The organism is Pseudoroseomonas sp. WGS1072, from assembly GCF_049340465.1.
GTDB lineage: Bacteria > Pseudomonadota > Alphaproteobacteria > Acetobacterales > Acetobacteraceae > Pseudoroseomonas.
Window position 1 is genome coordinate 1 of the sequence record NZ_JBMPSU010000001.1, and the last position, 25689, is coordinate 25689.

General features: G+C 73.2%; 31 protein-coding genes. 26 read left to right on the forward strand and 5 right to left on the reverse strand.

What is annotated here, in order from left to right; all coding sequences use genetic code 11:
- From queA to ACF3NH_RS00035, 7 genes are all read left to right on the forward strand, one after another.
- The coding region (queA, locus tag ACF3NH_RS00005; protein ID WP_422921416.1) for a tRNA preQ1(34) S-adenosylmethionine ribosyltransferase-isomerase QueA at positions 1-930 on the forward strand (930 nt) is incomplete at its 5' end.
- Positions 927-2054: a tRNA guanosine(34) transglycosylase Tgt gene (gene tgt, locus ACF3NH_RS00010; RefSeq protein WP_422921417.1), complete on the forward strand. Its 1128-nt coding sequence runs from the start codon at positions 927-929 to the stop codon at positions 2052-2054. The genes queA and tgt, both read left to right, overlap by 4 nt.
- A complete protein-coding gene (gene queF, locus ACF3NH_RS00015; RefSeq protein WP_198364536.1) occupies positions 2051-2518 on the forward strand; it encodes a preQ(1) synthase in 468 nt (155 codons plus the stop codon). Before tgt ends, queF begins: the two co-directional genes overlap by 4 nt.
- On the forward strand, positions 2502-3602 hold the full coding sequence (queG, locus tag ACF3NH_RS00020; RefSeq protein WP_422924687.1) for a tRNA epoxyqueuosine(34) reductase QueG: 1101 nt from the start codon (positions 2502-2504) through the stop codon (positions 3600-3602). The genes queF and queG overlap by 17 nt, the downstream gene beginning before the upstream one ends.
- 49 nt (positions 3603-3651) lie before the next feature.
- Positions 3652-3966, forward strand: a complete 315-nt coding sequence (locus tag ACF3NH_RS00025; protein ID WP_198364534.1) for a hypothetical protein — start codon at positions 3652-3654, stop codon at positions 3964-3966.
- A 91-nt stretch (positions 3967-4057) separates the two neighbouring features.
- Positions 4058-4747 (forward strand): 7-cyano-7-deazaguanine synthase QueC, encoded by a 690-nt coding sequence (gene queC / locus ACF3NH_RS00030; RefSeq protein ID WP_198364533.1) that lies wholly within the window; start codon positions 4058-4060, stop codon positions 4745-4747.
- 49 nt (positions 4748-4796) lie between these two features.
- On the forward strand, positions 4797-5351 hold the full coding sequence (locus ACF3NH_RS00035; RefSeq protein ID WP_198364532.1) for a VUT family protein: 555 nt from the start codon (positions 4797-4799) through the stop codon (positions 5349-5351).
- Positions 5352-5359: 8 nt separating this feature from the next.
- On the opposite strand, the gene ACF3NH_RS00040 is transcribed toward ACF3NH_RS00035, so the two are convergent.
- Entirely contained in the window at positions 5360-5707 is a 348-nt protein-coding gene (locus ACF3NH_RS00040; protein WP_422921419.1) for a PsiF family protein, read from the reverse strand.
- A gap of 134 nt (positions 5708-5841) precedes the next feature.
- On the opposite strand from ACF3NH_RS00040, the gene ACF3NH_RS00045 reads away from it, so the two are divergent.
- Genes ACF3NH_RS00045 through otnK form a run of 6 tightly spaced genes read left to right on the forward strand, consistent with a single transcriptional unit; the run spans position 5842 to position 11260 of the window.
- Positions 5842-6645 carry a RibD family protein gene (locus tag ACF3NH_RS00045; protein ID WP_422921420.1) on the forward strand — a complete coding sequence of 268 codons (804 nt, stop codon included), beginning with the start codon at positions 5842-5844 and terminating at the stop codon, positions 6643-6645.
- Positions 6642-7634: a zinc-dependent alcohol dehydrogenase gene (locus ACF3NH_RS00050; RefSeq protein WP_422921421.1), complete on the forward strand. Its 993-nt coding sequence runs from the start codon at positions 6642-6644 to the stop codon at positions 7632-7634. The genes ACF3NH_RS00045 and ACF3NH_RS00050 overlap by 4 nt, the downstream gene beginning before the upstream one ends.
- A gap of 8 nt (positions 7635-7642) precedes the next feature.
- The gene (locus ACF3NH_RS00055; protein WP_422921422.1) at positions 7643-8041 is read left to right on the forward strand and encodes a 6-pyruvoyl trahydropterin synthase family protein; all 399 of its coding nucleotides are present in this window, start codon (positions 7643-7645) and stop codon (positions 8039-8041) included.
- A 5-nt stretch (positions 8042-8046) separates the two neighbouring features.
- Positions 8047-9090 (forward strand): glycosyltransferase family 4 protein, encoded by a 1044-nt coding sequence (locus ACF3NH_RS00060; protein ID WP_422921423.1) that lies wholly within the window; start codon positions 8047-8049, stop codon positions 9088-9090.
- Positions 9091-9108: 18 nt separating this feature from the next.
- Positions 9109-9987 (forward strand): methyltransferase domain-containing protein, encoded by an 879-nt coding sequence (locus tag ACF3NH_RS00065; RefSeq protein ID WP_422921424.1) that lies wholly within the window; start codon positions 9109-9111, stop codon positions 9985-9987.
- 22 nt (positions 9988-10009) lie between these two features.
- Positions 10010-11260 carry a 3-oxo-tetronate kinase gene (gene otnK, locus ACF3NH_RS00070; RefSeq protein WP_422921425.1) on the forward strand — a complete coding sequence of 417 codons (1251 nt, stop codon included), beginning with the start codon at positions 10010-10012 and terminating at the stop codon, positions 11258-11260.
- 4 nt (positions 11261-11264) lie between these two features.
- Here otnK and ACF3NH_RS00075 read toward each other — a convergent pair whose 3' ends face one another.
- The 3 genes from ACF3NH_RS00075 to ACF3NH_RS00085 all read right to left on the reverse strand — a co-directional run bounded on the left by ACF3NH_RS00075 (position 11265) and on the right by ACF3NH_RS00085 (position 13507).
- Entirely contained in the window at positions 11265-12161 is an 897-nt protein-coding gene (locus ACF3NH_RS00075; RefSeq protein ID WP_422921426.1) for a diacylglycerol/lipid kinase family protein, read from the reverse strand.
- A gap of 14 nt (positions 12162-12175) precedes the next feature.
- A complete protein-coding gene (locus tag ACF3NH_RS00080) occupies positions 12176-13165 on the reverse strand; it encodes a 2-hydroxyacid dehydrogenase (RefSeq protein ID WP_422921427.1) in 990 nt (329 codons plus the stop codon).
- Positions 13166-13294: 129 nt separating this feature from the next.
- Positions 13295-13507 (reverse strand): hypothetical protein, encoded by a 213-nt coding sequence (locus tag ACF3NH_RS00085; RefSeq protein WP_422921428.1) that lies wholly within the window; start codon positions 13505-13507, stop codon positions 13295-13297.
- A gap of 10 nt (positions 13508-13517) precedes the next feature.
- Here ACF3NH_RS00085 and ACF3NH_RS00090 point away from each other — a divergent pair, with 10 nt between their 5' ends.
- The 8 genes from ACF3NH_RS00090 to ACF3NH_RS00125 all read left to right on the forward strand — a co-directional run bounded on the left by ACF3NH_RS00090 (position 13518) and on the right by ACF3NH_RS00125 (position 21284).
- Positions 13518-14543 carry a hypothetical protein gene (locus ACF3NH_RS00090; protein WP_422921429.1) on the forward strand — a complete coding sequence of 342 codons (1026 nt, stop codon included), beginning with the start codon at positions 13518-13520 and terminating at the stop codon, positions 14541-14543.
- A gap of 974 nt (positions 14544-15517) precedes the next feature.
- Positions 15518-16768: a D-alanyl-D-alanine carboxypeptidase family protein gene (locus tag ACF3NH_RS00095; RefSeq protein ID WP_198364521.1), complete on the forward strand. Its 1251-nt coding sequence runs from the start codon at positions 15518-15520 to the stop codon at positions 16766-16768.
- 93 nt (positions 16769-16861) lie between these two features.
- Positions 16862-18139 carry a dihydroorotase gene (locus ACF3NH_RS00100; RefSeq protein ID WP_422921430.1) on the forward strand — a complete coding sequence of 426 codons (1278 nt, stop codon included), beginning with the start codon at positions 16862-16864 and terminating at the stop codon, positions 18137-18139.
- Positions 18139-18357 (forward strand): hypothetical protein, encoded by a 219-nt coding sequence (locus ACF3NH_RS00105; protein WP_198364520.1) that lies wholly within the window; start codon positions 18139-18141, stop codon positions 18355-18357. Before ACF3NH_RS00100 ends, ACF3NH_RS00105 begins: the two co-directional genes overlap by 1 nt.
- Before the next feature lie 2 nt (positions 18358-18359).
- Positions 18360-18572, forward strand: a complete 213-nt coding sequence (locus ACF3NH_RS00110) for a hypothetical protein (protein ID WP_198364519.1) — start codon at positions 18360-18362, stop codon at positions 18570-18572.
- A 16-nt stretch (positions 18573-18588) separates the two neighbouring features.
- Positions 18589-19590: an N-carbamoyl-D-amino-acid hydrolase gene (locus tag ACF3NH_RS00115; protein ID WP_198364518.1), complete on the forward strand. Its 1002-nt coding sequence runs from the start codon at positions 18589-18591 to the stop codon at positions 19588-19590.
- A 106-nt stretch (positions 19591-19696) separates the two neighbouring features.
- Positions 19697-19975 carry a hypothetical protein gene (locus ACF3NH_RS00120; RefSeq protein ID WP_422921431.1) on the forward strand — a complete coding sequence of 93 codons (279 nt, stop codon included), beginning with the start codon at positions 19697-19699 and terminating at the stop codon, positions 19973-19975.
- A 109-nt stretch (positions 19976-20084) separates the two neighbouring features.
- Positions 20085-21284, forward strand: a complete 1200-nt coding sequence (locus ACF3NH_RS00125) for a M20 aminoacylase family protein (protein ID WP_198364516.1) — start codon at positions 20085-20087, stop codon at positions 21282-21284.
- Here the strand turns inward: ACF3NH_RS00125 and ACF3NH_RS00130 are convergent.
- Positions 21281-21925, reverse strand: a complete 645-nt coding sequence (locus ACF3NH_RS00130) for an aspartate/glutamate racemase family protein (protein WP_422921432.1) — start codon at positions 21923-21925, stop codon at positions 21281-21283. The two genes, ACF3NH_RS00125 and ACF3NH_RS00130, sit on opposite strands and share 4 nt — an antisense overlap.
- A 174-nt stretch (positions 21926-22099) precedes the next feature.
- Between ACF3NH_RS00130 and ACF3NH_RS00135 the strand changes: the two genes are divergently transcribed.
- The 5 genes from ACF3NH_RS00135 (at position 22100) to ACF3NH_RS00155 (ending at position 25686) form a co-directional block, all read left to right on the forward strand.
- A complete protein-coding gene (locus tag ACF3NH_RS00135; protein WP_232476787.1) occupies positions 22100-22597 on the forward strand; it encodes a DUF983 domain-containing protein in 498 nt (165 codons plus the stop codon).
- On the forward strand, positions 22590-23060 hold the full coding sequence (locus tag ACF3NH_RS00140) for a UPF0262 family protein (RefSeq protein ID WP_422921433.1): 471 nt from the start codon (positions 22590-22592) through the stop codon (positions 23058-23060). The genes ACF3NH_RS00135 and ACF3NH_RS00140 overlap by 8 nt, the downstream gene beginning before the upstream one ends.
- Positions 23061-23200: 140 nt before the next feature.
- The gene (gene mtnA, locus ACF3NH_RS00145; protein WP_198364513.1) at positions 23201-24304 is read left to right on the forward strand and encodes an S-methyl-5-thioribose-1-phosphate isomerase; all 1104 of its coding nucleotides are present in this window, start codon (positions 23201-23203) and stop codon (positions 24302-24304) included.
- Positions 24305-24483: 179 nt separating this feature from the next.
- Positions 24484-25320: a transporter substrate-binding domain-containing protein gene (locus tag ACF3NH_RS00150; RefSeq protein WP_422921434.1), complete on the forward strand. Its 837-nt coding sequence runs from the start codon at positions 24484-24486 to the stop codon at positions 25318-25320.
- A gap of 63 nt (positions 25321-25383) precedes the next feature.
- Positions 25384-25686, forward strand: a complete 303-nt coding sequence (locus tag ACF3NH_RS00155; RefSeq protein WP_422921435.1) for a plasmid stabilization protein — start codon at positions 25384-25386, stop codon at positions 25684-25686.
- Positions 25687-25689 lie beyond the last annotated feature (3 nt).

Sequence of the window (25689 nt, forward strand, 5' to 3'; positions counted from 1 at the left end):
GTGCGCGACCTGCCCGGCTGGTTGCGCCCCGGCGACCTGCTGGTGGTGAACGACACGCGTGTCATCCCGGCCAGGCTGCGCGCCCGGCGCGGCGAGGCGCGGCTCGAGATCATGCTGAACCGGGCCGAGGCCGGGGGCCTCTGGCACGCCCTGGTGCGCAACGCGAGGAAGCTGCGCCCGGGCGACATCCTCGCCATCGAGGGCGCGCCGGAGCTGGCGCCGCGTGTGGTCGAGCGCCAGGAGGGCGGCGCGGTGCTGATCGACTTCGGGCCGGACCAGGGGCTGCTCGCCGCCGCGCTGGAGAGGGCCGGCGAGATCCCGCTGCCTCCCTATATCGCCCGGCCGGACGGGCCACGGCCGGAGGATCGGGAGGATTACCAGCCGATCTTCGCCGAGCGGCCCGGCGCCGTCGCCGCGCCCACCGCCAGCCTGCACTTCACCCCGGCCCTGCTGGAAGCCCTGGCGGCGCGCGGCGTCGGCCAGGCGGCGCTGACGCTGCATGTCGGCGCCGGCACCTTCCTGCCGATCCGCGCCGGGAACCCGCGCGAGCACCGGCTGCACGCCGAATGGGGGCAGATCCCGCCCGGGGCGGCGGCGGCGATCAACGAGGCCCGCGCGCGGGGCGGGCGCATCGTCGCCATCGGCACCACGGCGCTGCGGCTGCTGGAGAGCGCGGTGGACCGCGAGGGCATCGTCCATCCCTTCCAGGGCCTGACCGACATCTTCCTGCTGCCGGGCCATGTCTTCCGCTCGGCCGACCTGCTGCTGACCAACTTCCACCTGCCGAGATCGAGCCTGTTCATGCTGGTCTCGGCCTTCGCGGGCCAGGCGCGGATGCGCGACGCCTATGCCCATGCCATCGCTGAGCGCTACCGCTTCTACTCCTATGGCGACGCCAGCCTGCTGTTCCGGGAGGATGCCGCTCCATGACACTCCGCTGGAACTGCCAATGCCAGGACGGCAAGGCGCGTGCCGGCACGCTGCACACCGCCCATGGCGAGGTGCCGACCCCCGTCTTCATGCCGGTCGGCACCGCCGGCACGGTGAAGGGCATGACGGCCGATGCCGTGCGCGCCACGGGCGCGCGGATCGTGCTCGGCAACACCTATCACCTGATGCTGCGGCCGGGGGCGGAGCGCGTCGCGCGGCTGGGCGGCCTGCACCGGATGATGGACTGGGACGGGCCGATCCTGACCGATTCCGGCGGCTTCCAGGTCATGTCGCTGTCGCAGTTGCGCAAGCTCGACCGCGACGGCGTCACCTTCCAGAGCCACATCAATGGCGAGCGCTTCCGGGTGACGCCGGAGCGCAGCATCGAGATCCAGCATCTGCTCGATGCCGACATCACCATGTGCTTCGACGAATGCACCCCCTTCCCGGCCACGCACGAGGTCGCCGCGCAGTCGATGCGGCTGTCGATGGACTGGGCCGCGCGCTCCCGCGCCGCCTTCACGCCGCGCCCCGGCTACGGCCTGTTCGGCATCCAGCAGGGCAGCATCTTCGAGGATCTGCGCGCCGAGAGCAGCCGGGCGCTGACCGGCATCGGCTTCGAGGGCTATGCGATCGGCGGGCTCGCGGTCGGCGAGGGCCAGGAGGCGATGTTCCGCACGCTGGATTTCTGCGCCGGCATGCTGCCGGAGACGCATCCGCGCTACCTGATGGGCGTCGGCACGCCCTCCGACATCATCGGCGCAGTGCGGCGCGGGGTGGACATGTTCGACTGCGTCATCCCGACCCGCTCGGGCCGCACCGGCCGCGCCTATACCAGCGCCGGCGTGCTCAACATGCGCAATGCCCGCCATGCCGACGACCTCGCCCCGCTCGACGCCGAGTGCGACTGCCCGGCCTGCGCGCGGCATTCACGCGGCTATCTCCAGCACCTGTTCAAGGCCGGGGAGATGCTGGGACCGATCCTGCTCACCTGGCACAATATCCGCTACTATCAGCGGCTGATGCAGCGGCTGCGCGAGGCCATCCTGGCCGGCCGCTTCGAGGGCGAGGCCGCGGCCATCGAGGCCGGCTGGCGCCGCAGCAGCGAGGAGACCGCCGCATGACAACCTCTCACGACGTGTCCGGCCTGACCATGCTGGGGCAGGCGACGCGGCAGCCGTCATCGCCCGAGGAGGCGGTGCTGGAGCGCGTGCCCAACCCGCATCCCGGCACCGCCTATTGCGTGCGCTTCACCGCGCCGGAATTCACCTCGCTCTGCCCGATCACCGGCCAGCCGGACTTCGCCCACCTCGTCATCGACTACATCCCCGGCGCCTGGCTGGTGGAGAGCAAGAGCCTGAAGCTCTACCTCACCAGCTTCCGCAACCACGGCGCCTTCCACGAGGCCTGCACGGTGGGCATCGGCCTGAAGCTCGCCGAGGTGCTGGAGCCGGCCTGGCTGCGCATCGGCGGCTACTGGTATCCGCGCGGCGGCATCCCGATCGACGTCTTCTGGCAGACGGGCGAGGCGCCCGGCGGGGTCTGGATCCCGCCGCAGGACGTGCCCGGCTATCGTGGCCGGGGGTAGGGCGCCCTCCGTCGCCACGACGCCGGAAGGCCGCGCGGCGGAGATCCGCGACGAGGCGTTGCGCCTCGGCTTCGACGCCGTGGGCTTCGCCCCGGCCCATCTCGGCCCCGAGGTGCGGCAGCGCCTGAACGACTTCCTCGCCGCCGGCCTGCAGGGCGAGATGGGCTGGCTGGCCGAGCGCGCCGAGCAGCGCGCTCATCCGCAGGCGCTCTGGCCCGAGGCGGTCTCCGTCATCGCCCTCGGCCTGAACTACGGGCCGGAGGAGGATCCGCTCGGCATCCTGGAGCAGCGCGACCGCGCGGCGATCAGCGTCTATGCGCGCAACCGCGACTACCACGACATCGTCAAGAAGCGGCTGAAGGCGCTGGCGCGCTGGATGGTCGAGCGCTGGCGCGACAGCACGCTCAAGGTGTTCGTGGACACCGCGCCGGTCGCCGAGAAGCCGCTGGCGCAGCAGGCCGGGCTCGGATGGCAGGGCAAGCACAGCAACCTGGTCAGCCGCGAATTCGGCTCCTGGCTGTTCCTGGGCGAGATCTACACCACCCTCGACCTGGCGCCCTCCGGCGCCGAGGTGGATCATTGCGGCCGCTGCACGCGCTGCCTCGCCGCCTGTCCCACCGACGCCTTCCTCGGCCCCTACCGGCTCGATGCGCGGCGCTGCATCTCCTACCTGACGATCGAGCACAAGGGGCCGATCCCGGAGGAGTTCCGCGCGGCGATGGGCAACCGCATCTATGGCTGCGACGATTGCCTGGCGGTCTGTCCCTGGAACAAGTTCGCCCGGGGCGCGCGCGAGCCGGGGCTGATGCCGCGCGCGGACCTGACGGCGCCGCGCCTGGCGGAACTCGCGGCCCTGGACGACACCGGCTTCCGCGCGCTCTTCAGCGGCTCGCCGATCAAGCGCATCGGGCGCGACCGCTTCGTCCGCAACGTGCTGATCGCCATCGGCAATTCCGGCGAGGCATCGCTGCGGCCCGTGGCCGGCGCGCTGTGCGGCGATCCGGCACCGGTGGTCGCCGACGCGGCGCGCTGGGCCTTTGCCCGCCTGCCGCGCGAATCGGGACATGGGCTAGCGGTTCCTTAACCCGCCTGTCCCATCCTGCCACCCGCGGCACGGATGGTGGGAGCGGTGGATGAGCGAGAAGCCTGTGATGGGCTTTGCCTGGTATGACGCGGCGACCTTCGAGCAGTTCCGCGAGGCCATGCCGGATATGAGCGACAGCTACGAGGACTGGCGCGAGGGCGCGCATCGGGACGTCCGCCGCGCCGAGGGCCAGGGCTACCGCGTCATCCGCATCGCCATGCGGCCGACAGAGTTCTTCGGCTGGTGCCGGGAGCATGGCATCGCCCTGCCCGGCCTGCAGGCGCGCCGGCAGTTCGCGGCCGACCGCGCCCGGCTGGTGGTGCGCGGCGAGCGCGCGGGGCGGCGCTCCTTCTTCCCCTTCTGACTTCCTTCCCTCCACGCCTCCGTCCACGGGCCTTGCCTCCACCCCGCGCCCCGCGCCACACAAGGGGCGGCATGATGGGAAGGGCGGACGGATGAGCGAAGGGGCGCTGGTGCTGTTCAGCGGCGGGCAGGATTCCGCCACCTGCCTGGCCTGGGCGCTGGAGCGGTTCCCGGTCGTGGAGACGCTGGGCTTCGACTACGGGCAGCGGCACCGCGTCGAGCTGGAGTGCCGCGCGGTCTTCCGTGCGGGGCTGAAGCCCGAATGGCAGGCGCGGCTCGGGCCGGACCACACCCTCTCGCTCGATGCGCTCGGCGCCGTCTCCGACACCGCGCTGACGCGGGAGACCGAGATCGCCATGCAGGAGAACGGCCTGCCGAACACCTTCGTGCCCGGCCGCAACATCGTCTTCCTCACCTTCGCCGCCGCGCTGGCCTATCGCCGCGGCCTGCGCCACATCGTCGGCGGCATGTGCGAGACGGACTACTCCGGCTATCCCGACTGCCGCGACGACACCCTCAAGGCGCTGCAGGTGGCGCTCAACCTCGGCATGGCCAGCCGCTTCGTGCTGCACACGCCGCTGATGTGGCTCGACAAGGCCGAGACCTGGCGGCTGGCGGAGGCGCTGGGCGGGCCGGAGCTGGTGGCCGCGATCGTCGAGCAGACCCACACCTGCTACCGCGGCGAGCGGGGCCTTCGGCATGACTGGGGCCATGGCTGCGGCCAGTGCCCGGCCTGCGACTTGCGCGCCCGGGGCTGGATGGCGTATCGCTCCGCCCGCTGAGCCATCAGCGCGGATGCTCCCGCCCCACCCCTTGGGAAAACTCGCAGGAATGACCGGACCTCGCCTGGAGGGCCTGCTGGCCCTTGTCGCCTTCGGGCTCACCATCCCCGCCGCCAACTGGCTGATCGGCCATGCCGGCACCGTCTGCGTGCCGCAGGGCCCCTGCCTCATCCCCGTCGCCCCCGGCGTGATGGCGCCCTCCGGCGTGCTGATGATCGGCCTCGCGCTCGTGCTGCGGGACGTGGTGCAGCGCCGGCTGGGGCTGGGCTTCGCCTGGATGGCGATCCTCGCCGGCACCGCCCTCTCCGCCCTGCTGGCGCCGCCCGCCCTGGTGATGGCCTCGGCCGTCGCCTTCCTGGTCAGCGAGACGGCCGACCTCGCCGTCTACACCCCGCTGCAGCGGCGGCGCTTCGTCCTGGCCGTGCTCGCCTCGGGGCTGGTCGGGCTGGTGGTGGACAGCGTCTTCTTCCTCTGGATCGCCTTCGGCGACCTCGGCTTCCTGCCGGGTCAGATGCTCGGCAAGCTCTGGATGGTCCTGCTCGCCCTTCCCCTCGCCGCCTGGCTGCGCCAGGCCGATGCGCGGCGCGGCATCCTGCCGGCCTGAGCCGCCCCTCAGCCGCCCGACAGGCAGGACTTCATGAATTCCTGGCGCGCCGGACCGGTGAGCTTGCGCGTGCCGGCCGTCGCGTTGCAGTCGCTCATGCGCTGACGCTGCGCCGCCTGGGCGGAGGAGCCGCCACCGGCCTCCGCCGGGGCCGGCGGCACCCGCCCGGCCAGGCAGTCGCTCATGAACTGGCGGCGCTCCGGCCCCTCCAGCTTCCGGACGCCGGCGCCGGCGTTGCACTCGCTCATCCGCGTCTGCTGCGACGTCTGCCGCGGTGTCTCTCCCTGGGCCCGCGCCTCGCCCCCCGGCAGGGCGAGCGCCGCCAGAAGGGCCGGCAGCAGAAGGATTCGGATCATGGCCCTGTCTCCCTGAGGGGATCGCAGGATAGGACGCGGCGGCACGTTCGTTCTCCACAAGAAATGGAGACCGCCGCGCCGGCGCGACCCCCGCACTGGCAACCTTCCCTCCGCTGCGGCATAGAGACACGCAGATGGATGCCGTATCCGACTCCCCCGCCCAGGATCCCCTTTGGCAGGCCCTGCTGCGCCGGCGGGACAACGACACCGCGCCGCTTCCCGCCTCGCCGCTGACCGATCTCCTCGCGCCGCTGTTCCAGCCCCCGGGACCCGATGGCTGCATGGTGCTTGGCCGCCTGGCCCAGACGCTGGACGGGCGGATCGCGACCGCCTCCGGCTCCAGCCAGTGGATCGGCGGCCGGGCCGACATCCTGCACACGCACCGGCTGCGCGCCCTCTGCCATGCCGTGGTGATCGGCGCCGGCACCGTCAAGCACGACAATCCCCGCCTCACGACGCGGGAGGTGACCGGCCCCCATCCGGTGCGCGTCGTGCTGGACACCGAGCGGCGCCTCGGAACCGGCCACACGCTCTTCGCGCCCGGCGGGCCGCCGACCCTGCTGGCCTGCGCCCAGGACGCCCCCGGCCCCGACCACCATGGCAGCGCCGAATTGCTGCGCCTGCCGCGCGCCGCGATCGGCGGGCTCGACCTCTGCGCCCTCCTGCCCCGCCTGGCCGAACGTGGCCTGACGCGCATCTTCGTCGAGGGCGGCGGGCTGACCGTCTCCCGCTTCCTCGCCGCCGGCTGCCTCGACCGGCTGCATGTCACGGTGGCGCCGGTGCTGCTGGGTTCCGGCATTCCCGCCTTCACCCTGCCGGAGGCGGCGCGCATCGCCGACGGGCTGCGCTTCGACTGGACCGTGCACCGGCTGGGCCAGGACATGCTCTTCGACATCGTGCTCGGCCGCGCCCGGCCGGCGGTCTGCTCCGCCCCATGATGGCGAGGGCCTTCTGGACCGTCGCGCCGGGCCGGGGCGAGCTGCGCGAGGAGGTCCTGCCGCCCCCCGCCGCCGGCCAGCTCCGGCTGCGGATGCTGGCGAGCGGCATCTCGCGCGGGACCGAGCGGCTGGTCTGGCGCGGCGGCGTGCCGGACAGCCAGCGCGCGGCGATGCGGGCTCCGCTGCAGGGCGGCGACTTCCCCTTCCCGGTCAAGTACGGCTATGCCGCCGTCGCCCGCGTCGAGGCGGAGGCCGCGGGCGGATCGGAAGGCTGGGCCGGGCGCCGCGTCTTCTGCCTGCATCCGCACCAGGACCGCTTCAACGCCCCGGCCGCCCTCTGCGTGCCGGTGCCGGAGGCCGTGCCGGACCGGCGCGCCGTGCTCGGCGCCAATCTGGAAACCGCGCTCAACATCGCCTGGGACGCCGCGGCGCTGCCCGGCGAGCGCATCCTCGTCATCGGCGCCGGGGTGGTCGGGCTGCTCGCGGCCTGGCTGCTGGCCCGCATCCCCGGCACGGCCGTCACGGTGGTGGACCGCGACAGCGCGCGCCGCGCCGCCGCCGAGGCGCTGGGCGCCCGCTTCGCCACCCCTGGGGAGGCGCCGGAAGATCAGGAGCTGCTCGTGCATGCCTCGGCCGATCCCGAAGGGCTGCGGCAGGCGCTCCGTTGCGCCGCCTTCGAGGGCCGCATCCTCGAGGCCTCCTGGTACGGCGACCGGCCGGTTTCCCTGCCGCTCGGCGAGGCCTTCCATGCGCGCCGCCTGACCCTGCGCTCCACCCAGGTCGGTGCCGTCGCGCCCGCCATGCGCGGCCGCCGCAGCCATGCCGAGCGGATGGCGCTGGCGCTGGTGCTGCTGGAGGATCCGGCGCTGGACATCCTGGCCGGGCCGGCGGTGCCCTTCGCCGCGCTGCCGGCCCGCATGGGCGCCCTGCTCGATCCGGCGGCCGGCACGCCCGCGCCGCTCTGCCCCGTCGTCACCTACGAGGAGTGACCCCCGCGATGTTCAGCCTGACGGTCGCCGACCACATCATGGTCGCGCACAGCTTCCAGGGCGAGGCGTTCGGCCCGGCCCAGCGCGTGCACGGCGCCACCTTCGTGGTCGAGGCCGAGTTCCGCGCGGCGCGGCTGGACCGGGCCAACCTCCTGGTGGACATCGCCGCCGCGCGGGTCGAGCTGCGCCGCATCCTGGATGACATCGACTACCGCAACCTGGACACCGTGCCGGCCTTCGCGGGCCAGAACACCAGCACCGAGTTCCTCTGCCTGCACATCCACGGCGCCCTGGCCGAGGCGGTGCGCGAGGGCCGGCTGGGCGAGAGCGGCCGTGGCGTGGAGGCGATCCGGGTGTTGCTGCGCGAGAGCCCGCTGGCCTGGGCGGCCTATGAGGCGGCGATCTGACCGCCATGGACATCGCGCTGCTCGTCCCCGGCCCCTTCAGCACCGTCTCCGGCGGCTACGGCTATGACCGCCGGCTGGTGGAGGGCTTCCGCGCCCGCGGCTATCGGGTGGAGATCGTGGAGCTGGCCGGCCGCCACCCGCTGCCGGACACGGCGGCGCAGGAGGCCGCCCGCGCCGCGCTGGACGCCGTGCCGGAGGACAGCGCCCTGATCATCGACGGCCTCGGCCTGCCCGCCTTCGCCCCCTTCGCCGGGGAGCTGGAGGAGCGCCGCGCGCTCGGCCTGATCCATCACCCCACCGCCATCGAGCCCGGCTTCTCCGAGGAGGAGGCCGAGGAGCTGCGGCAGCGCGAGCAGGCGCTGTTTCCCGGCCTCGCCCGGCTCGTGGCCACCTCGCGCCTGACCGCCGACCGGCTGGCGGTGGAATTCGGCGCCGATCCGGCGCGCATCGGCGTGGTCGAGCCGGGCACCGACCCCGCGCCGCGCGCCACCGGCTCGGGCGGCGCGGGCTGCGCCATCCTCTCGGTCGGCGTGCTGGTGCCGCGCAAGGGGCATGACGTCCTGCTCCGCGCCCTCGGCCTGCTGCCCGACCTGGACTGGCGCCTGACCATCGCCGGCGCCCCGCGCGACCCAGTGCACGCGAAGGGCCTCGCCGCCCTGGCCGAGGAGCTGAACATCGCGCGGCGCGTGACCTTCGCCGGCGAGGTGCCGCCGGACGCGCTGGAGGCGCTCTATGCCGGGGCGGACCTCTTCGCCCTGGCGACGCACTGGGAGGGCTACGGCATGGCCGCCGCCGAGGCGCTGGCGCGTGGTCTGCCCCTGGCCGTCACCGCCGGCGGGGCCATCGCCGATGTGGTGCCGCGCGATGCCGGGGTGGTGGTGGCGCCGGGCGACATCGCCTCCCTCTCGCGGGCGATGCGGCGGCCGATCTTCGACCCGCGGCTGCGCGCGGAGATGGCCGAGGCCGCCTGGCGGGCGGGGCAGCGCCTGCCACGCTGGCCGGACCGGGCGGATGCCTTCCTGGCCGAGATCGGGATGGCGCGCGGATGAGCGGAGCGGCGCCGGCCCATGCCTGACACCTTCGACGCCGACTGGCTGGCCCTGCGCGAGCCCTTCGACGCCCGCGCCCGCGACCCCCGCCTGGTCCGGGCGCTCGACGCCGCCCTGCCCGCCAGGCCCCGGCTGCTCGAACTCGGCGCGGGCAGCGGCTCGCTGCTGCGCTGGCTCGCCCCGCGGCTCGGCCGGGCGCAGTCCTGGACGCTGGTCGATGCCGATGCCGCCCTGTTGCAACGGGCCTTCGCCGACACCGAGGCGCGCGCCATCCGCCTCGGCTGGGCCACCTCCTGGCCGGCGCGGCGCACCCTGCTGATCCACGCGCCCGGCGGCGCGTGGCGCATCGAGGCGGTGGTCGCCGACCTCGCCGCCGGCCCCTCTGGCCTGCCCCCGTACAAGGCCGACGCCGTGGTCTGCTCGGCGCTCTGCGACCTGGTCTCGCGGCGCTGGGTCGAGGCCATGGCAGCAGCGCTGCGCCTGCCCTTCTACGCGGCGCTCAACGTGGACGGCCGCGAGGCCTTCCTGCCGCCCCACCCCGACGACCGGCTGGTGGCGCGCGGCTACCGGCGCGACCAGCGGCGCGACAAGGGCTTCGGCGGCTCGGCGCTGGGGGCCGCGGCCCCCGCCGTCCTCGCCGCCGCCTTCCGCGCCCGCGGCTTCACCGTGACCACCGCCGCCAGCCCCTGGCGCATCGGCGCCGGCACGCCGGCCCTGGCGGCCGCCCTGGCCGAGGGTCACGCCCTGGCGGCCGAGGCCGCCCTGCCCCAGGCCCTGGCGCCCCGCCTGCGCGGCTGGGCGGTGGCGCGCCTCGCCCAGGCCGGGCGTGGGCGCCTGTCCGCGCGGATCGGCCATCGCGACCTGCTGGCCCTGCCGTCCGTCCAGGGCCCTGCATAGAGCATCGAGGAAGGACCGACCCATGCCGCTGCTCGGCTGCATCGCGGATGACCTCACGGGCGCGACCGATCTGGCCGCCATGCTGGTGGCCCAGGGCATGACCACCGTGCAGCGGATCGGCGTGCCGCACGGCCCCCTGCCGGAGGCGGATGCCGCCGTCATCGCGCTGCGGTCGCGCACGGCGCCGGCGGCCGAGGCCGTGGCCGCCAGCCTGGCGGCCTGCGAGGCCCTGCTGGCCGGCGGGGCGCGGCAGATCTTCCTCCGCTGCGGCCCCGCCTTCGACAGCACCGAGGCGGGCAATATCGGGCCGGTGGCGGATGCGCTGCTGCGGCGGCTGCAATCCGGCTTCGCCGTCGTCTGCCCCGCCTTCCCCGCCCAGGGCGGCAGCGTCTTCCAGGGCCATCTCTTCCTCGGCGGCGCGCTGCTCAGCGAGAGCGGCATGGCGCATCATCCGCGGACACCCATGCGGGACGCCAACCTGCCGCGCCTGCTGTCGCGGCAGACGGAGGGTGGCGTCGGCCTGTTGCCCTTCGCGGTGGTCGAGCAGGGTCCGCCCGCCATCCGGCGCGCCATCACGCAGATGCGCGAGGGTGGGCGCCGCTACGCCATCGCCGATGCGCTGACCGAGGCGCATCTGCGCGATCTCGGCGCCGCCTGCACCGACCACGCGCTGATCGTGGGAAGCACCGGGCTCGCCATGGGCCTGCCGGAGAATTTCCGCGCCGGCGGCCTGTTGCCCGACCGGCCGGACGCCGGGGCCCTGCCGCCGCCGCGCGGCGCCATGGCGGTGCTCGCCGGCTCCTGCTCCCGCGCGGCGCTGGCGCAGATCGGCCTCGCCCGGCTGCATCTTCCGGTGCTGGAGCTGGATGTGCTGGCGATGCCGGACTCCGCCGCCCTCGCCGCCGAGGCCGAGAGCTGGATGCGGGACAGGCTCTCGGAGGAGCGGCCCGTCGTCATCGCCACCTCCGCCCCGGCCGGGAAGGTCGCGGCGCTGCGGGCGAGGCTGGGGCAGGAGGCGGCGGACGCTCTGGTCGGGGAGGCGCTGGCGCGCATCGCGGCGTTGCTGGTGGCGCGGGGCGTGGGCCGGCTGCTGGTGTCGGGAGAAGACACCGCGGCGACGGTGCTCCGGCGGCTCGGCATCGACAGCCTGCGCGTCGGGCCTCAGATCGAGGCCGGGCTGCCCTGGGCGCGGGCCGAGCCGGACGGGCCGTGGCTGGCGCTGGCCCCGGGCCAGTCCGGCGCGCGGGACCTGTTCCTGAAAGCCTTCGCCTGACGCCTCAGGCCGGTGGCGGATCAGCCGCCAGGACCCGCAGGGCGCCCGGCCGGATGCGGTAGCGCAGCGGCGTGCGCAGCATCGCCACCTCGCCATCCAGCGACACACGCAGCAGCGGCGCGCGAGCGTGGATCTCCGCCGTCTCCACCGCGCGCATCTCGAAGTCCCGCTCCTCGCGCAGCCGGCCGAAGGCCGCGCGCAGCGCCAGCCGCAGCAGGGACAGCCGGCTGCCGTGCCGCGTGACGCAGAGGCAGAGATGGCCGCGATCCAGCGCCACGCGGCGTCCGGGGCGGGGCAGGCTGGTTTCGTAGTCGTTGTTGCCAATGAAGACGAGCGGCGTCTTCACCCGCTCGCGGCGGCCCGCGGCCCGCACCGTCAGCCGCCGCAGGCCGAAGCGGCGCAGGATGCGCAGGCAGGCCAGCAGCATGGCCGGCCCCTTGCGCCAGCCGCGCCGCCGCCGCTCGCGGTCCCGCTCCGACACCATGTCGGCATAGAGGCCGACCGAGGAATTGTTGATGAAGACGCGGCCGTTCACCTCGGCCACGTCGATCCGCCGCACTTGGCCGCGGGCGAGCTGCGCGGCCGCCTGCCGCCAGTCCGCCGGCAGGCCGAGGTCGCGCGCGAAGTGGTTGAGCGTGCCGAGCGGCAGCACGCCGAGCGGAACCTCGCCCCCCGCCAGCACGCCGGCCACGGCGCTAACGGTCCCGTCGCCGCCGCCGGCCACCACCGCCTCATACCCCTCCGCCAGCGCCGCGCGCGCGGCAGCGGCGAGAGCATCGCCGCCGAGCTGCTCGACATCGGCGGCGACACCATGGGCGGCGAAGACGGCGGCGATCTCGGCGCGCAGGTCCCGACCCCGCACGGACCCCCCGCCGGCATTGACGAGGACCTTGATCCGCACGGCCCCCGGCTCGCTCAGCCGGTGGCGCCGAGGTCGATCTCGTCCTGCAGCGCCTCGCCCCGCACGAAGCGGGCGATATTGGCCATGGCCCCGTCCACCTTGGCCTGCATGGCGTCCAGCGTGCCGGCGGCGACATGCGGTGTGAGCACGACGTTCTCGAGGCCGAGCAGCGGATTGTCCGGGCGCGGCGGCTCCGGCTCGAAGACATCGACGCCGGCGGCACGGATCAGCCCGCCGGACAGGGCGCGGGCCAGCGCGGCCTCGTCCACCACGGCGCCGCGCGCGCAGTTCACCAGCACCGCGTCGCGCCGCATGGCCTGGAACGCGGCGTCATTGAACAGGTGATGCGTCTCCGCCGTGGCCGGCAGGTGCAGGGTGACGACCTCCGCTTCCCGCAGCAGCTCCTCCATCTCGACGCGGCGGAAGTTCAGCGCCAGCTCGAGCCCCTCCGGCAGCTTCTCATAGGGATCGACGTAGAGGCCACGGACGCGGAAGGGCTGCAGCAGCGCCGCCACCGCCGAGCCGATGCGCCCCATGCCGACGATGCCGACGGTACGGCCGCGCAGGTTGCGCGACACCGGCCGCAGCGCGGTGCCCAGCCAGTCGCCGCGCCGCATCGCCGCGTCCGTGCGCGGGATGTGCCGCAGGCAGGCCAGCATCAGCGCCAGGGCGTGCTCGCTGACCACCTCGGCGGTGCCGGAGGGATTGATCGCCAGCCGGATGCCGCGTTCGCGGAGCTGCGGGATCGGCGTCTCGCCCTGCCAGCCGACACCCTGATGCTGGACCAGCTTCAGCCGTGGCGCCTTCTCTACCCACTCCGGCCGCAGCACGGCGGGCGCCACGATCACCACATCCGCCAGGGGCAGCTTCTCCAGCCGCTCGGCATCGTCGTTCGCCGAGAGGGTGATCAGTTCGCAGCCTTCCGGCAGCCGGGCGCGCCACATGGCATAAACGGCCTCCGGCGCATGGCTCAGATACAGGATGCGGCGGATGTTATCGGTCATGGCGTTCCCTTCGCGCGGCGGCCCCAGCGGCCCGGCGCAAGGTAGGCCGGACGCCAGATGCCGCAAAGCCGCCGGAATGAAAAAGGCCGCCTCGCGGCGGCCTTGTCCTTCACGGCATCGCCCGCCGAACTACTCGGCCGCGGAGCCGTCCACCACCTGCGGCGCCGGCATGTCCGGTACCGGCTCGGGCGCCGGAGGCGCCTCGGGCGCGGCGGCGGCCAGGGCGGCCGCCTCGGCTTTCTTGCGCGCCCGCGTCTCCGCGCCACGCCTGGCGGCATCAGACCGCGCGGCGGCCGTCGGCGAGTCCTGCGCCGCCACCTTGCGCGTCGCGGGCCGCTTCACGGGCGCGACCTTGCGGCTGGTCGCCGCCGGCTGGGCCGCGGTCTTGCGCGCCGAGGCGGTGCGCGCGGTTCCGCCGCTCTTCGGCGCCGACTTGCGCGCAGTGGCCGCCGGAGCCTTCCGGGCGGTCGTCGTCTTCGCCGGGGCCTTGCGGGCCGCCGCCGTCCGGGTGGTGGTGCGCGTGCTCGTCTTCGCCGCGGTCTTCGTCGTCGCGCGGGTCGTGGTCCGCTTGGCCGGCGCGGCCTTCCGCGGCGTGGCGGCGGCGCGCGTCGCCGTCTTGCGGGCAGGGGCGCGGGTCGTCGCGGCGGTCTTCCGCGCGGGCGCCTTGGCGGCGGGCTTGGCCGACGCCTTGCGCGCCGTGGCGGTCGTCGTGCCGCGGCGCGTCGCGGCCGCGGTCTTGCGGGCCGGGGCGGCCTTCCTCGTTGTCGCGGCCTTCGTCGCCGTCGCCTTCGCCGTCGCGCGGGCCGGCTTCGCCGCCGTCTTCGTCGTCGCCCGCCGCGTCGTGGCGGCCTTCTTCGGGGCAGCCGCCTTGCGCGCCGCCGTCGCGGTCCGGGCCGCCGTGGTCCGGGACGAGGCCGCCTTCCGGGCCGGAGCCGCCTTCTTCGTCGCGGCCGCCGTCTTCGTTGCCGTGGCCTTCCGGGTCGTGGTCGCCTTCTTCGGGGCGGCGGCCGGCTTGCGCGCCGTCGCCGTCCGGCTGGAGGTGGCCTTCTTGGCCGGCGTCGCCTTCTTGGCCGCGCCGCTGCCGCTCTTGCCCGTGCCGGAGCTCTTCGCGGCTGTCTTGCTCGCCGCGCCGCGCGTCGTGGCCGCCTTGCGCGTGGTGCCGCTGCTGCGGCGGGTGGTGGCCACCGCCATCGCTTGCGCGCGCGGGCGGCCGGTTTCGGTCTCGTCGGTCATGTGCTGGATCTCCTTACCCAGAGTTCAGGCCGCGATGGGAAGCGATGTCCGCTGTTCCACATCGGATAGCTTCTTTTCTTGCGCTCTTCCGAGAGCATGCGCCCATCATTCGTCAATGACGGCCATGAGGGCGCGAGCCGTTTGACACCCACCGCTTCCCCGCCGGCGATCGCCGCGGGATACGCGGGCAGCGCCGGCTTGCCTCATCCCGATGTCCTTCCGAACCGCGGCGCATCGCTTCCTCCCGATCCGTCGGCTTCCTCTGACAGCGGCGCCGCGAATCGCGCCCAACCGGTGCGCGCGCGAAACACGCTATCTTCACGCGCAATCGGCTTGTCAACGAAATCCGTTGCATCTCGTTGCAAATTTCCAGCCGCCGGGATTCAGACGCGCCTCCCGCGTGGCCGGAAAGCGACACCGCTCCCGAAGATGGCGCTCTCACCTACAGAGTTTGGAAATCGCCGAACCGCGCGCCGTGCCTGTCACGACGCCCCTTCCGACGCGTCGCGGTGATACCGCGCGGCAGGGCGCGGTGATGCCGCGCGGCAGGGTGTGGTGATGCCGCGCGGCGGGGTACGGCGATGCCGCGCGGCGCGGCGCTCCGTCACCGGCGCGGTGTGAGAGGCGATGCGCGGGCCGCAGCTTTCTCCGGTGCACGGGCTCATGGCGTCCATCGACCGGACCACGCCGGGACACGTCGACAAGACGCGCCCGCCGCTCCGATCCTCGCGCGCATCGGCCTGACGCCGGAAGCGGCGCGCCGGAAGCAGCGCGTCCGTCGCGGCGCCGATGCGCGGGATGGAGACGGCGCGTCCCTGCGTCGAGCGGCACGTCCGGCATGTCTCACCGCGCCTTACGAACTGACGGGAGTGTGAGCAACAAAAAGTAATTTTCGTGCTGGATCAGACCATAAGCGCTTTCTTCTCATGCGCGACCTCGCCATGCTGCGCGCAACCTGGCGCCGCTGGGGAGCCGCCCGTGTCTTCTTCGGAAGTCCGTGGGCGGTTGCGGCGCCGGTGTTGGTCCGCCCGGGCACGCCAGGCGGGCGCTGGGGATGCATGACGGGCCCCACGGGGCTCGGCATGGAACGGGGGGACTGACGCCATGGCGGAAAGGGGCATGACCGCGCGGCAGGGCGCGTGGCTGCGACATGTTCTGGACAGAGCGAGGAGAGGCCGATCCGCCCTCTCCGCGGGACTGCTGCTGGCGGCGCTTCTGCCCGCCGCCTGGACGGCGCCGGCACAGGCGCAGATCGGCGGCAGCCGCTACGCCTCCATGGTGATGGACGTGGCGACCGGCGAGGAGATCTTCGCCATCAACGCCGACGAGCCGCGCTATCCCGCCTCGCTGACCAAGATGATGACCCTCTACATGGTGTTCGAGGCCATGGAGCAGGGCCGGCTTTCCGCCGGCACGCGGATCCGCGTCTCCCGTCACGCGGCGGGGCAGGAACCTTCGAAGCTCGGACTGAAGCCGGGCAGCAGCATCACGGTGCGCGACGCCATCCTGGCGCTGGTCACCAAGTCCGCCAACGATGTGGCGGCGGCACTGGGCGAGCATCTCTCGGGCAGCAGCGAGGTGCAGTTCGGCCGCATGATGACCCGCCAGGCGCGCGCGCTCGGCATGCGCAGCACCAGCTTCCGAAATGCCTCCGGCCTGCCCGACGCCAACCAGGTGACGACGGCGCGCGACATCGCCATCCTGAGCCGCGCGCTGATCCGCCACTTCCCGCAGCGCTATGCCTACTTCAGCGCACGCAGCTTCACCTGGGGCGGCCAGACCATCCGCAGCCACAACCGCGTCGTCGCCGAGTATGACGGCGCCGACGGGCTGAAGACCGGCTATATCCGCGCCAGCGGCTTCAATCTCGCGGCCAGCGCGGAACGCGGCGGCACGCGGCTCGTCGCCGTGGTCTTCGGCGGCGCCAGCAGCCGCGAGCGCGACGACCACGTCATGGCCCTGCTCGACCGCGGCTTCTCCGAGCGCGGACGGAGCGCGCCCGACATGCTGATGGCCGGGCGGACCGGCGGCCCGAGGCTGGTCGGCACGGCGCAGGCCGCCGCCCTCGCCGCGCCGGTGGCGCGCGCCGTGCCCCGCCCGTCCAGCCGGCCCGCGGCGCAGCGCGCCCCGGCGCCGGCGCGGTCCTCTGTCAGCGGCCGCTGGGCCGTGCAGGTCGGCGCCTTCGCCAGCCAGTCCACCGCGCGCCAGGCGGCCGCCCGCGCCGCGCGGCAGGGCGGCACGGTGGTGGTGGAGCGGGTGCGTGTCGATGGCAAGCTGTTCTGGCGCGCACGGGTCACCGGACTGTCCTCCGGCCACGCGCAGCGCACCTGCAAGGCCATGCGCGGTCCCTGCATGGTCCTCTCGCCCTGAGGGGCGCCTGCGCGCGCCGATCGGCCGGGACGGGTTGAGGGCAACGGGGCGGCGGGACTAGTCTCGTCGCCCTGATCGCTTTCCGGACCCGATATGATGCCTCTTCCCTATGACCGTGTGCTGCGCGGTGACCTCGTTCTGCCCGACGGTATCCTGCGGGATGGCTATGTCGCCGTCCGCGGGGAGAGCATCGCCGCCATCGGCGAGGGCGAGCTGCCGCCGGCCCGGGCCGTCGAGGATCACTCCGGCCGCTTCATCCTGCCCGGCCTGGTGGACGGGCACATGCACACCGGCAGCGCCATCGGCTGGCCCGGCATCGAGGGCGCGACGATGTCGGCCGCCGCCGGCGGCGTCACCACGGTCTGCGACATGCCTTATGACGTGCCGCGCGCCGTGACCGACGCCGCGATCTTCCGCGAGAAGGTCGAGGCGGTGAACGCCCTGTCGCATGTCGATGTCGCCCTCTACGGGACCATCCGCAAGGAAGGCGGGGTGGATGCGATCGCCGGGCTGGCCGAGGCCGGCGCCTCGGCCTTCAAGCTGTCCACCTACGAGTACGACGCGGTGCGCTTTCCGCGCATCGACCACCCGACCATGACCGCCGCCTTCCGCGAGATCGCGAAGACCGGCCTGATGGTCGCCGTCCACAACGAGGACCAGGAGCTGGTGGAGCGGCTGACCGCCGAGGCGCGGGCGAGCGGCCGGGTCGATCCGATCATGCACGCCCGCGGCTTCGAGATCGCCGCCGCCTTCCGCGGGATGGGCGGTCGCGCCAGCGGCGAGGCCTGCATCCAGTATCTCTGCATGACCGAGGAGGATCTCGTCCGCCTCAAGGGCTTCGGCAAGTGCAACCCGCCCTTCCGCACGGCGGCCGAGGTGGAGCGCATGTGGGCGGCGCTGATCGACGGGCGGATCGCCTATGTCTCGACCGACCACGCCCCCTGGCCGCGCGCGAGGAAGCTCGGCGACGACATCTTCGCCTGCGGCGCCGGGCTGACCGGCATGCAGTCCTTCGCGCCGCTGATGGCGACGCTGCTGCTCGAGCGCGGCCTGCCCCTGACCCTGATGGCGCGGTACTGCGCCGAGAACACCGCCCGCCACCACGGCCTGGCGCCGCGCAAGGGCGCCATCCGGCTCGGGGCGGACGCCGATTTCGCCGTGCTGGAGGAGGGCGAGTTCACCTTCGACGAGGCCTCCATCCAGGACCGCGAGGACGCCCGCTGGTCGCCCTATCATGGCCGGCCGATGAAGGTCCGCGTCGCCGCCACCTATCTGCGCGGCACCCGCATCTGGGACGGGACGACGGTCTCGGCCAGGCCCGGCCAGGGCCGGTTCCTGCCGCGCCAGCATCGCGAGAGCGTGCCGCTCTGATGCGCGGCGCCGCCGTCGCGCTGGTCGCCCTCGGGGCCTTCGCCCTCTGGATCTGGTTCACCGGCCCGGGGACCAGCCTGCCGCTGGCGCTCGGCGGCGGCCTCGTCGCCGTGCTGGCCGGCCGCCTGGCTTACGGCCTGCTGACCCCGCGCGAGCCCGCGCCCGACACCGCACCGCCGCCTGTGCCCCCGCCCGAGAGGCCCGAGAGAGGAGCCTGAGGATGTTTGAGATCCGCGAGGAGAAGGATGGCAGCTTCGCCGTCTGGATCGCCGGCCGCGAGCGCGTGGCCATGCTGAAGAGCGCGGCCGCCGCCGAGGCGCTCATGGACGCCCTGGAGGATGCCTGGGACAGCGCCTTCATGCAGGCCGTCGCCGAGGTCCAGGAGGATTACGGCGCCGATTTCCTCGACCCGCTGCCGCCCGCCACCAACTGACCGGAGATCCGATCGCATGCCCCGCCTCCTCACCCTTGCCGCCGCGCAGCTCGGCCCGATCCAGAAGTCCGAGGGGCGCGACGTCGCCGTCGGCCGCATGGTGCGGCTGATGGAGCGCGCGCATCAGCGCGGCGCCGAGGTTGTCGTCTTCCCCGAGCTGGCGCTGACCACCTTCTTCCCGCGCTGGTACGAGGAGGACATCAACGCCGCCGACCACTGGTACGAGCAGGCGCTGCCCTCGAACGAGACGGCGCCGCTGTTCGAGGCGGCGCGGCGGTTCAACATCGGCTTCCACCTGGGCTTCGCCGAGATCGCCCACGAGGCGGACGAGACCGGTGCGGTGCGCAAGCGGCACTTCAACACCGCCGTCTACGTGCATCCCTCGGGCGAGGTGGTGCTGAAGTACCGCAAGGTGCATCTGCCCGGACACCGGGACTTCGACCCGAAGCGCAAGGTCCAGCACCTGGAGAAGCGCTACTTCGAGGTGGGCAACCTGGGCTTCCCGGTGGTCCGCGCCCCGATCGGCCAGGCCGGCCCGGTGAACATCGGCATGCTGATCTGCAACGACCGGCGCTGGCCGGAAGCTTGGCGGGTGCTCGGCCTGCAGCAGGTCGAGCTGGTGATGCTGGGCTACAACACCCCCTCCATCAACCAGGATGCGCGCGGCTTCGAGGCGCATCACCTGCGCGTCGAGCACAGCCATCTCTCGATCCGCGCCGGCTGCTACCAGAATGCCTGCTTCGCCGCCGGTGTCGCCAAGGCGGGCGTGGAGGACGGCAACGAGCTGTTCGGCCATTCCATCATCGTCAATCCGCAGGGGGAGATCATCGCCCAGGCGACGACCTGGGACGACGAGCTGATCGTGGCCGATTGCAATCTCGATCAGTGCACCCTGGGGCGCACCACCATCTTCAACTTCGCCGCCCACCGCCGTCCGGAGGCCTATGGCCGCATCCTGGACCAGGTGGGCAGCGAGCCGCCGGCGGAATGGCGGCCGGCGGCGCGGGCGGCGGAATAGCACGCGGACCACGCCGCCCGGGTCGCGCCAATCGGGGCGGAATCCGGGCGGGCGCCGCCGCATCCTCGCCAGACCTGGCGGCCAGTCTTCGTGGCAGGAGGTGACCATGTCCCATTCCACGACCCGCCGCCGCCTCGGCGCCGGCCTGCTGACCGCGCTGCTGCTATCCCCTGCCCTGGCCCGGGCGGATGACGATGATGATGATGATGGCCGGCGGCGTCCCTGGCCCGGCCGCGAGGCCCGGGGCTCGCGCGACGACGACGATGATGACCGGCGCGGGCGGGACGATCGCCGCCGCGACCGCGACGACGACGATGACGACGACGACGATCGCCGCGGCCGGCGCCGGCGCGGCGATCGCGGGGATGATGACGATGATGATTGATCGCGGGGAGGGATCGCCGGCGCCTTGTCCCCGGCGGATCCTGCCCTATGACGGTCCTGCGACGGGTGGCGCCAGCTTCCCCCTCCCCTGTTGATCGCGGAGCCTGCCGATGCCGAATGAAACCGATCCCCTCGTCACCGCCATCGCCGCCGAGGCCACGGGGTGGCGGCGCGACATCCACGCCCACCCCGAGCTGGCCTTCGAGGAGCACCGCACCAGCGCGCTGGTGGCCGAGAAGCTGGCCTCCTGGGGCATCGAGGTGACGCGGGGCATCGCCGGCACCGGGCTGGTCGGCACGCTGCGCGGCCGGCACGGGGGCGCGGCAGGTGCCAATGCCGGCCGCGCCATCGGGCTGCGCGCCGACATGGATGCGCTGCCGATGCAGGAGATCACCGGCCTGCCCCATGCCTCCACCGTGGCGGGCCGGATGCATGCCTGCGGCCATGACGGGCATACCTCGATGCTGCTCGGCGCCGCGAAGTACCTGGCCGGGACGCGCGACTTCGAGGGCACGGTGCATTTCATCTTCCAGCCCGCCGAGGAGGATGGCGGCGGGGGCGAGGTGATGGTGAAGGAGGGCCTCTTCGCCCGCTTCCCCTGCGACGCCGTCTTCGGCATCCACAATGATTCCGGTACCCCGGCCGGCACCTTCGTCATCACCCGCGGCACCACCAACGCGGCGGCGGATTCGATCGACATCCGCCTCCTCGGCAAGGGCGGCCACGCCGCCCGGCCGCATCTGGCGATCGATCCCGTGGTCGCCGCCGCCCATGTCATCGTGGCCGCGCAGACGGTGGTCAGCCGCCATACCAACCCGCTGGATTCCGCCGTGGTCTCGCTCTGCACGATCCATGGCGGCTCGGCGCGCAACGTGATCCCGGAGGAGGTGACCGTCACCGGCACCGTACGCACCCTGCTGCCCGAGACGCGCGACGCGGTCGAGCGGCAGCTCCGGGAGGTGATCGCCGCCACCGCCGCCGCGCACGGCGTGCGCGCCGAGATCACCTATGTGCGCGGCTATCCGCCGGTGGTGAACAGCGACGGCCCGGTGGAGCGCGCCCGCCTCGCCGCCGCCGCCCTGGCGGGGGAGGAGCGCCTGGTGCGCGAGCGGCCGCCGACCATGGGCGGCGAGGACTTCGCCTATATGGCCCAGGCCGTGCCCGGCTGCTTCATCCGGCTGGGCCAGGTGGCGGAGGGCCGGGAGAACTTCGGCACCCACCACCCCCGCTATGACTTCAACGATGCCATCCTGCCCTCCGGCATCGCCTTCTGGGCCAGCCTGGTGGAGCAGGAGCTGGCCCCGCGCTAGGCCGCCACCGCCAGCAGGGCCTGCATGGCGGCCGCCTGGCATGGCTCGATCACCGGCACGCCGACCGCCGCCTCCACCGCGGCCCGGTGTCCCGCCATGCCGGCGCAGCCCAGGATCACCGCCTCGGCCCCGGAGTCGATTAGCCGGCGCGCGGTATCGCAGAGCGCCTGCCGGGCCGCCAAGGGTTCGGTCAGCGTCTCCATCGGCAGGTTGAGGGCGATGCTGGCGGCCAGCCGGTCCTCCGCCCCCATGGCCTGGAGCGCCCGCCGCTGCCGGGCCTTCGAGGCATCGACGAAGGCGATGACGCCGAAGCGCTCGGCCCGCGCCAGGGCGCTGGCCACGGCGCTGCGGAACGGGCCGAACACCGGCCGGGCGGTCGTCATGCGGACCGCCTCGAGCCCGGGGTCCGAGACGCAGGCGATGATATAGGCGGCGGCCGGCTCGGCCTCGACCAGGCGGCAGAGCGGCTCCGCCACCGCGTACCAGTCGCGCCAGTTCACGATGGCCGGCGGCCCTCCGGGAAGCGACACGGTCTCAAAGGGCGGCGCGCCGGGCATGACCAGCGGCCGCAGGCTCTCGGCGATGCCGCGGGTGCAGCTTTCCGAGCTGTTCGGGTTGATGACGAGGATGCGATGGCCCATCTGCGTAACATCCGGCTCCTCGTCGCCGGAAACAAGATGCCGGAGACAAGGTGCCAGGACACGGGGCGGCAGGTCGTGCTTGATCGCCGGGGCTCCCCGGGCCGATACTGCAGTGCACACGGAATTCCCGCCGCATGCGGCGGTGCTGAAGAACGACAAGCCAGGAACACCTCGATGGATCATCAGACCCGACGCTGGGAACCCGATCGCGCGAGCCCTGGCCCGGCCGCCCTTCCGCCCATGACCACCATGCTGCTGCGCGGCGCGATGAACCGTTGCCCGGCCTGCGGCCAGGGGAAGGTCTTCCAGAGCTATCTCCGGGTCGTCCCGGCCTGCTCCCATTGCGGGGCCGCCCTCGGCCGGCTGCGGGCGGACGACGCGCCGCCCTACTTCACCATCTTCCTCGTCGGCCACCTGCTGGTGCCCTTCATCTTCCTGGTGGAGCGTGCCTGGGAGCCGCCGATGTGGCTGCACATGGCCGTCTGGCTGCCGCTGTTCACCCTGGTCTGCATGGCGCTGCTGCCGCCCATCAAGGGCGCGGTGGTGGGCTGGATGCTGCGCCTCGGCATCGATGGCGAGGGGCCGCGGGATTCGCGGGCGGAGCCCCTGCCCCCCGCCTCCGCCTCAGCCCCCGCGCGCAGCGCCGTGAGACCCGGCACGGGCCATGGCTGACCAGCGCCTGGCCAGCATCACGCTGCCGGACAACGCGCCGCTGCCCAATCCCTACGCCGAGGCCGACCGCTCCCAGGCCGTCATGGATCTGCTGGCGGGGAACAGCTTCGATCCGGCCGGCCTGCCGCCGGGCCCCTACGTGCTGCACCTCGAGGTGCGCGACGGGCGGCTGATCCTGGACATCCGCGATGCCGCGGAGACGCCGCTGCGCCTCATCGCCCTGGCCCTCGGCCCCTTCCGCCGGCTGATCAAGGATTACCACATGGTGGTGGCGAGCCATGAGCAGGCGGTGACCGAGGGCGGTTCGGAGGCCCGCATCCAGGCCATCGACATGGGCCGCCGCGGCCTGCACAACGAAGGCGCCGAGCTGCTGCGCGAGCGGCTTGATGGGCGCGTCACGCTGGATTTCGAGACCTCGCGGCGCCTCTTCACCCTGGTCTGCGCGCTGCACCAGAGGATCTGACCCCCAGGGGTCCAATCGGGGGTCCGACCGCCGGACGGGGCTGGTCCCTGGAGGCCGCATGCCGCGGGCGGGCCGGAACCCCTTATATGCCGCACCGAACCCGCCCGCGCGCGCGGCCACCACGCACGGAGTGCAGCCTGATGAAGATCGACGGCGTCCCCTATCGCAGTGTCTGGGTGGATCCCGAGGATGGCTGGTCGATCCGCATCCTCGACCAGACCCGGCTGCCCTGGGCGGTGGAGATCCTGCGCCTGACCGACGAGAAGCAGGTGGCGCAGGCGATCAAGACCATGCAGGTACGCGGCGCGCCGCTGATCGGGGCGGTCGCGGCCTATGGGCTGGCGCTGGCGCTGCGGCGCGATGCCTCGGACACCGGGCTGGAGGGGGCCGCCGCCATGCTGGGCCGGACGCGTCCCACGGCCATCAACCTGCGCTGGGCCCTGGCCCGCATGCTGGAGGCGCTGCGGCCGCTGCCCGCCCCCCGGCGGGCCGATGCCGCCTATGCCGCCGCCGCCGCCATCGCCGAGGATGATGTCGAGACCTGCCGCCGCATCGGCCAGCATGGCCTGCCCCTGTTGCAGGCGATCGCCGCCCGCAGACCGGGCAGGCCGGTCCATGTGCTGACCCATTGCAACACCGGCTGGATCGCCACCGTGGACTACGGCACGGCGCTCTCGGTGGTCTATCAGGCGCATGATGCCGGTCTGCCGGTGCATGTCTGGGTGGACGAGACCCGGCCGCGCAACCAGGGCTCGGCGCTGACCGCCTGGGAGCTGGGCCGGCATGGCGTGCCGCACACCGTCATCGCCGACAATGCCGGCGGCCACCTGATGCAGCATGGCGAGGTGGACATCGTCCTGGTGGGCACCGACCGGGTTACCCGGCAGGGCGATGTCGCCAACAAGATCGGCACCTATCTGAAGGCGCTGGCGGCCCGCGACAACGAGGTGCCCTTTTGGGTGGCGCTGCCCCATTCCACCCTGGACATGGCGGTGCGCGACGGGCTGCGGGAAATCCCGATCGAGGAGCGCGACGCGCGCGAGGTGCTGGAGACCACCGGCCAGACCTGGGACGGGCGGATCGAGACGGTGCGGACCGCCGCCCCCGGCAGCGCCGGCGCCAATCCCGCCTTCGACGTGACGCCGGCGCGCCTGGTCACCGGCCTGATCACCGAGCGCGGCCGCTGCGAGGCCTCCGAGGCGGGGCTGCTGGGTCTTTACCCGGAATTCGCCGCGGCGGCCTGACGCTTCGCCCAAGGGACATTCCAAGGGACATTCCTTCGCCCTCCTCCCTGTTGCATGCTTCTTGCAAACGCCGGCTTTCGCACATGCCTGCCGGCCCCGCCCGCGGACTCATCCCCCGCGGGCCGGGGCCGGTGGGCCACCGGGCCGGACCACCGATCCAACAGGGAGATCACCCGTCTATGCGTTCCTTCACCTTCGCCCTCCTCCTGGCGGCGCCCTTCCTCGCCGGCACCGCCCAGGCGCAGCAGCCCCTGCGCACGGCGGTGGACGGCACCTTCGCGCCGCATGCCTTTCCCAAGCTCGATGGCGGGGTGCAGGGCTTCAACGTGGATCTCTTCACGGCGGTGGCCAAGAAGATGGGCCGTCCCATCACCATCGACAGCGCCAGCTTCTCCGGCCTGGTGCCGGCGCTGAACGCCGGGCGCTACGATTTCCTCGCCGCCCCGGTCACGGTCACGCCGGAGCGGGCGGAGAACCTGCTCTTCACCGAGGGCTACCTCTACACCGAGTACCAGTTCGGCATCCGCAAGGGCACGGCGCCGATCACCTCGCTCGACGATGTGCGGGGCAAGGCCATCGCGGTGAACAAGGGCTCGGCCTATGACTCCTGGGCGCAGGCCAACGCGGCGAAGTACGGCTTCACCGTGCAGACCTTCGACAGCCAGCCCGATGCGGTTCAGGCAGTGATCGCCGGCCGCGTCTTCGCCACGCTGGGCGGGAACACCACCATCCGCTACGCGGCCACCCGCGCGCCCCTGCTGGTCCCCGACTTCACCATCAAGGAGACCCGCGCCCACTGGGCGGCACCCTTCCGCAAGGACAATGCGGAGCTGCGCAAGTCGGTCGAGAACGCCCTAGAATGCCTGAAGAAGGACGGCACCGTGGCGGGGCTGTCGGAGAAGTGGTTCGGCGTGAAGCCCGGTCCGGAGGATGCCGAGAACGTGGTCTTCCCCGGCTATGGCGTGCCGGGCCTGCCGGGATACGACCCGACCGAGCACACGCCCGACTGCGGCTGAGGCAAACCCGCCGCCGCTGGCGCGTTTCTCCTCCGGATGCGACAGGCAAGGAGGGCAGACGTCATGCCGCGCGGCGACAAATCCGCCTATACCGACAAGCAGAAGCGCAAGGCCGAGCACATCGAGGAAAGCTACGAGGCGCGTGGCGTCCCCGAGGAGGAGGCCGAGCGCCGTGCCTGGGCCACGGTGAACAAGGACGAGGGCGGCGGAAAGAAAAGCGGCTCCGGCCGGGGGCATACCGACAGCAACGCCGCCTCGCATCGTGGCGGCGAGCTGGGCGGCAAGGCCTCGGCCGAGCGTCCCGCGGCGGAGCGCTCAGCCAGCGCCCGCAAGGCCGCCGAGACCCGCAAGGCCCGGGGGCACTGACCC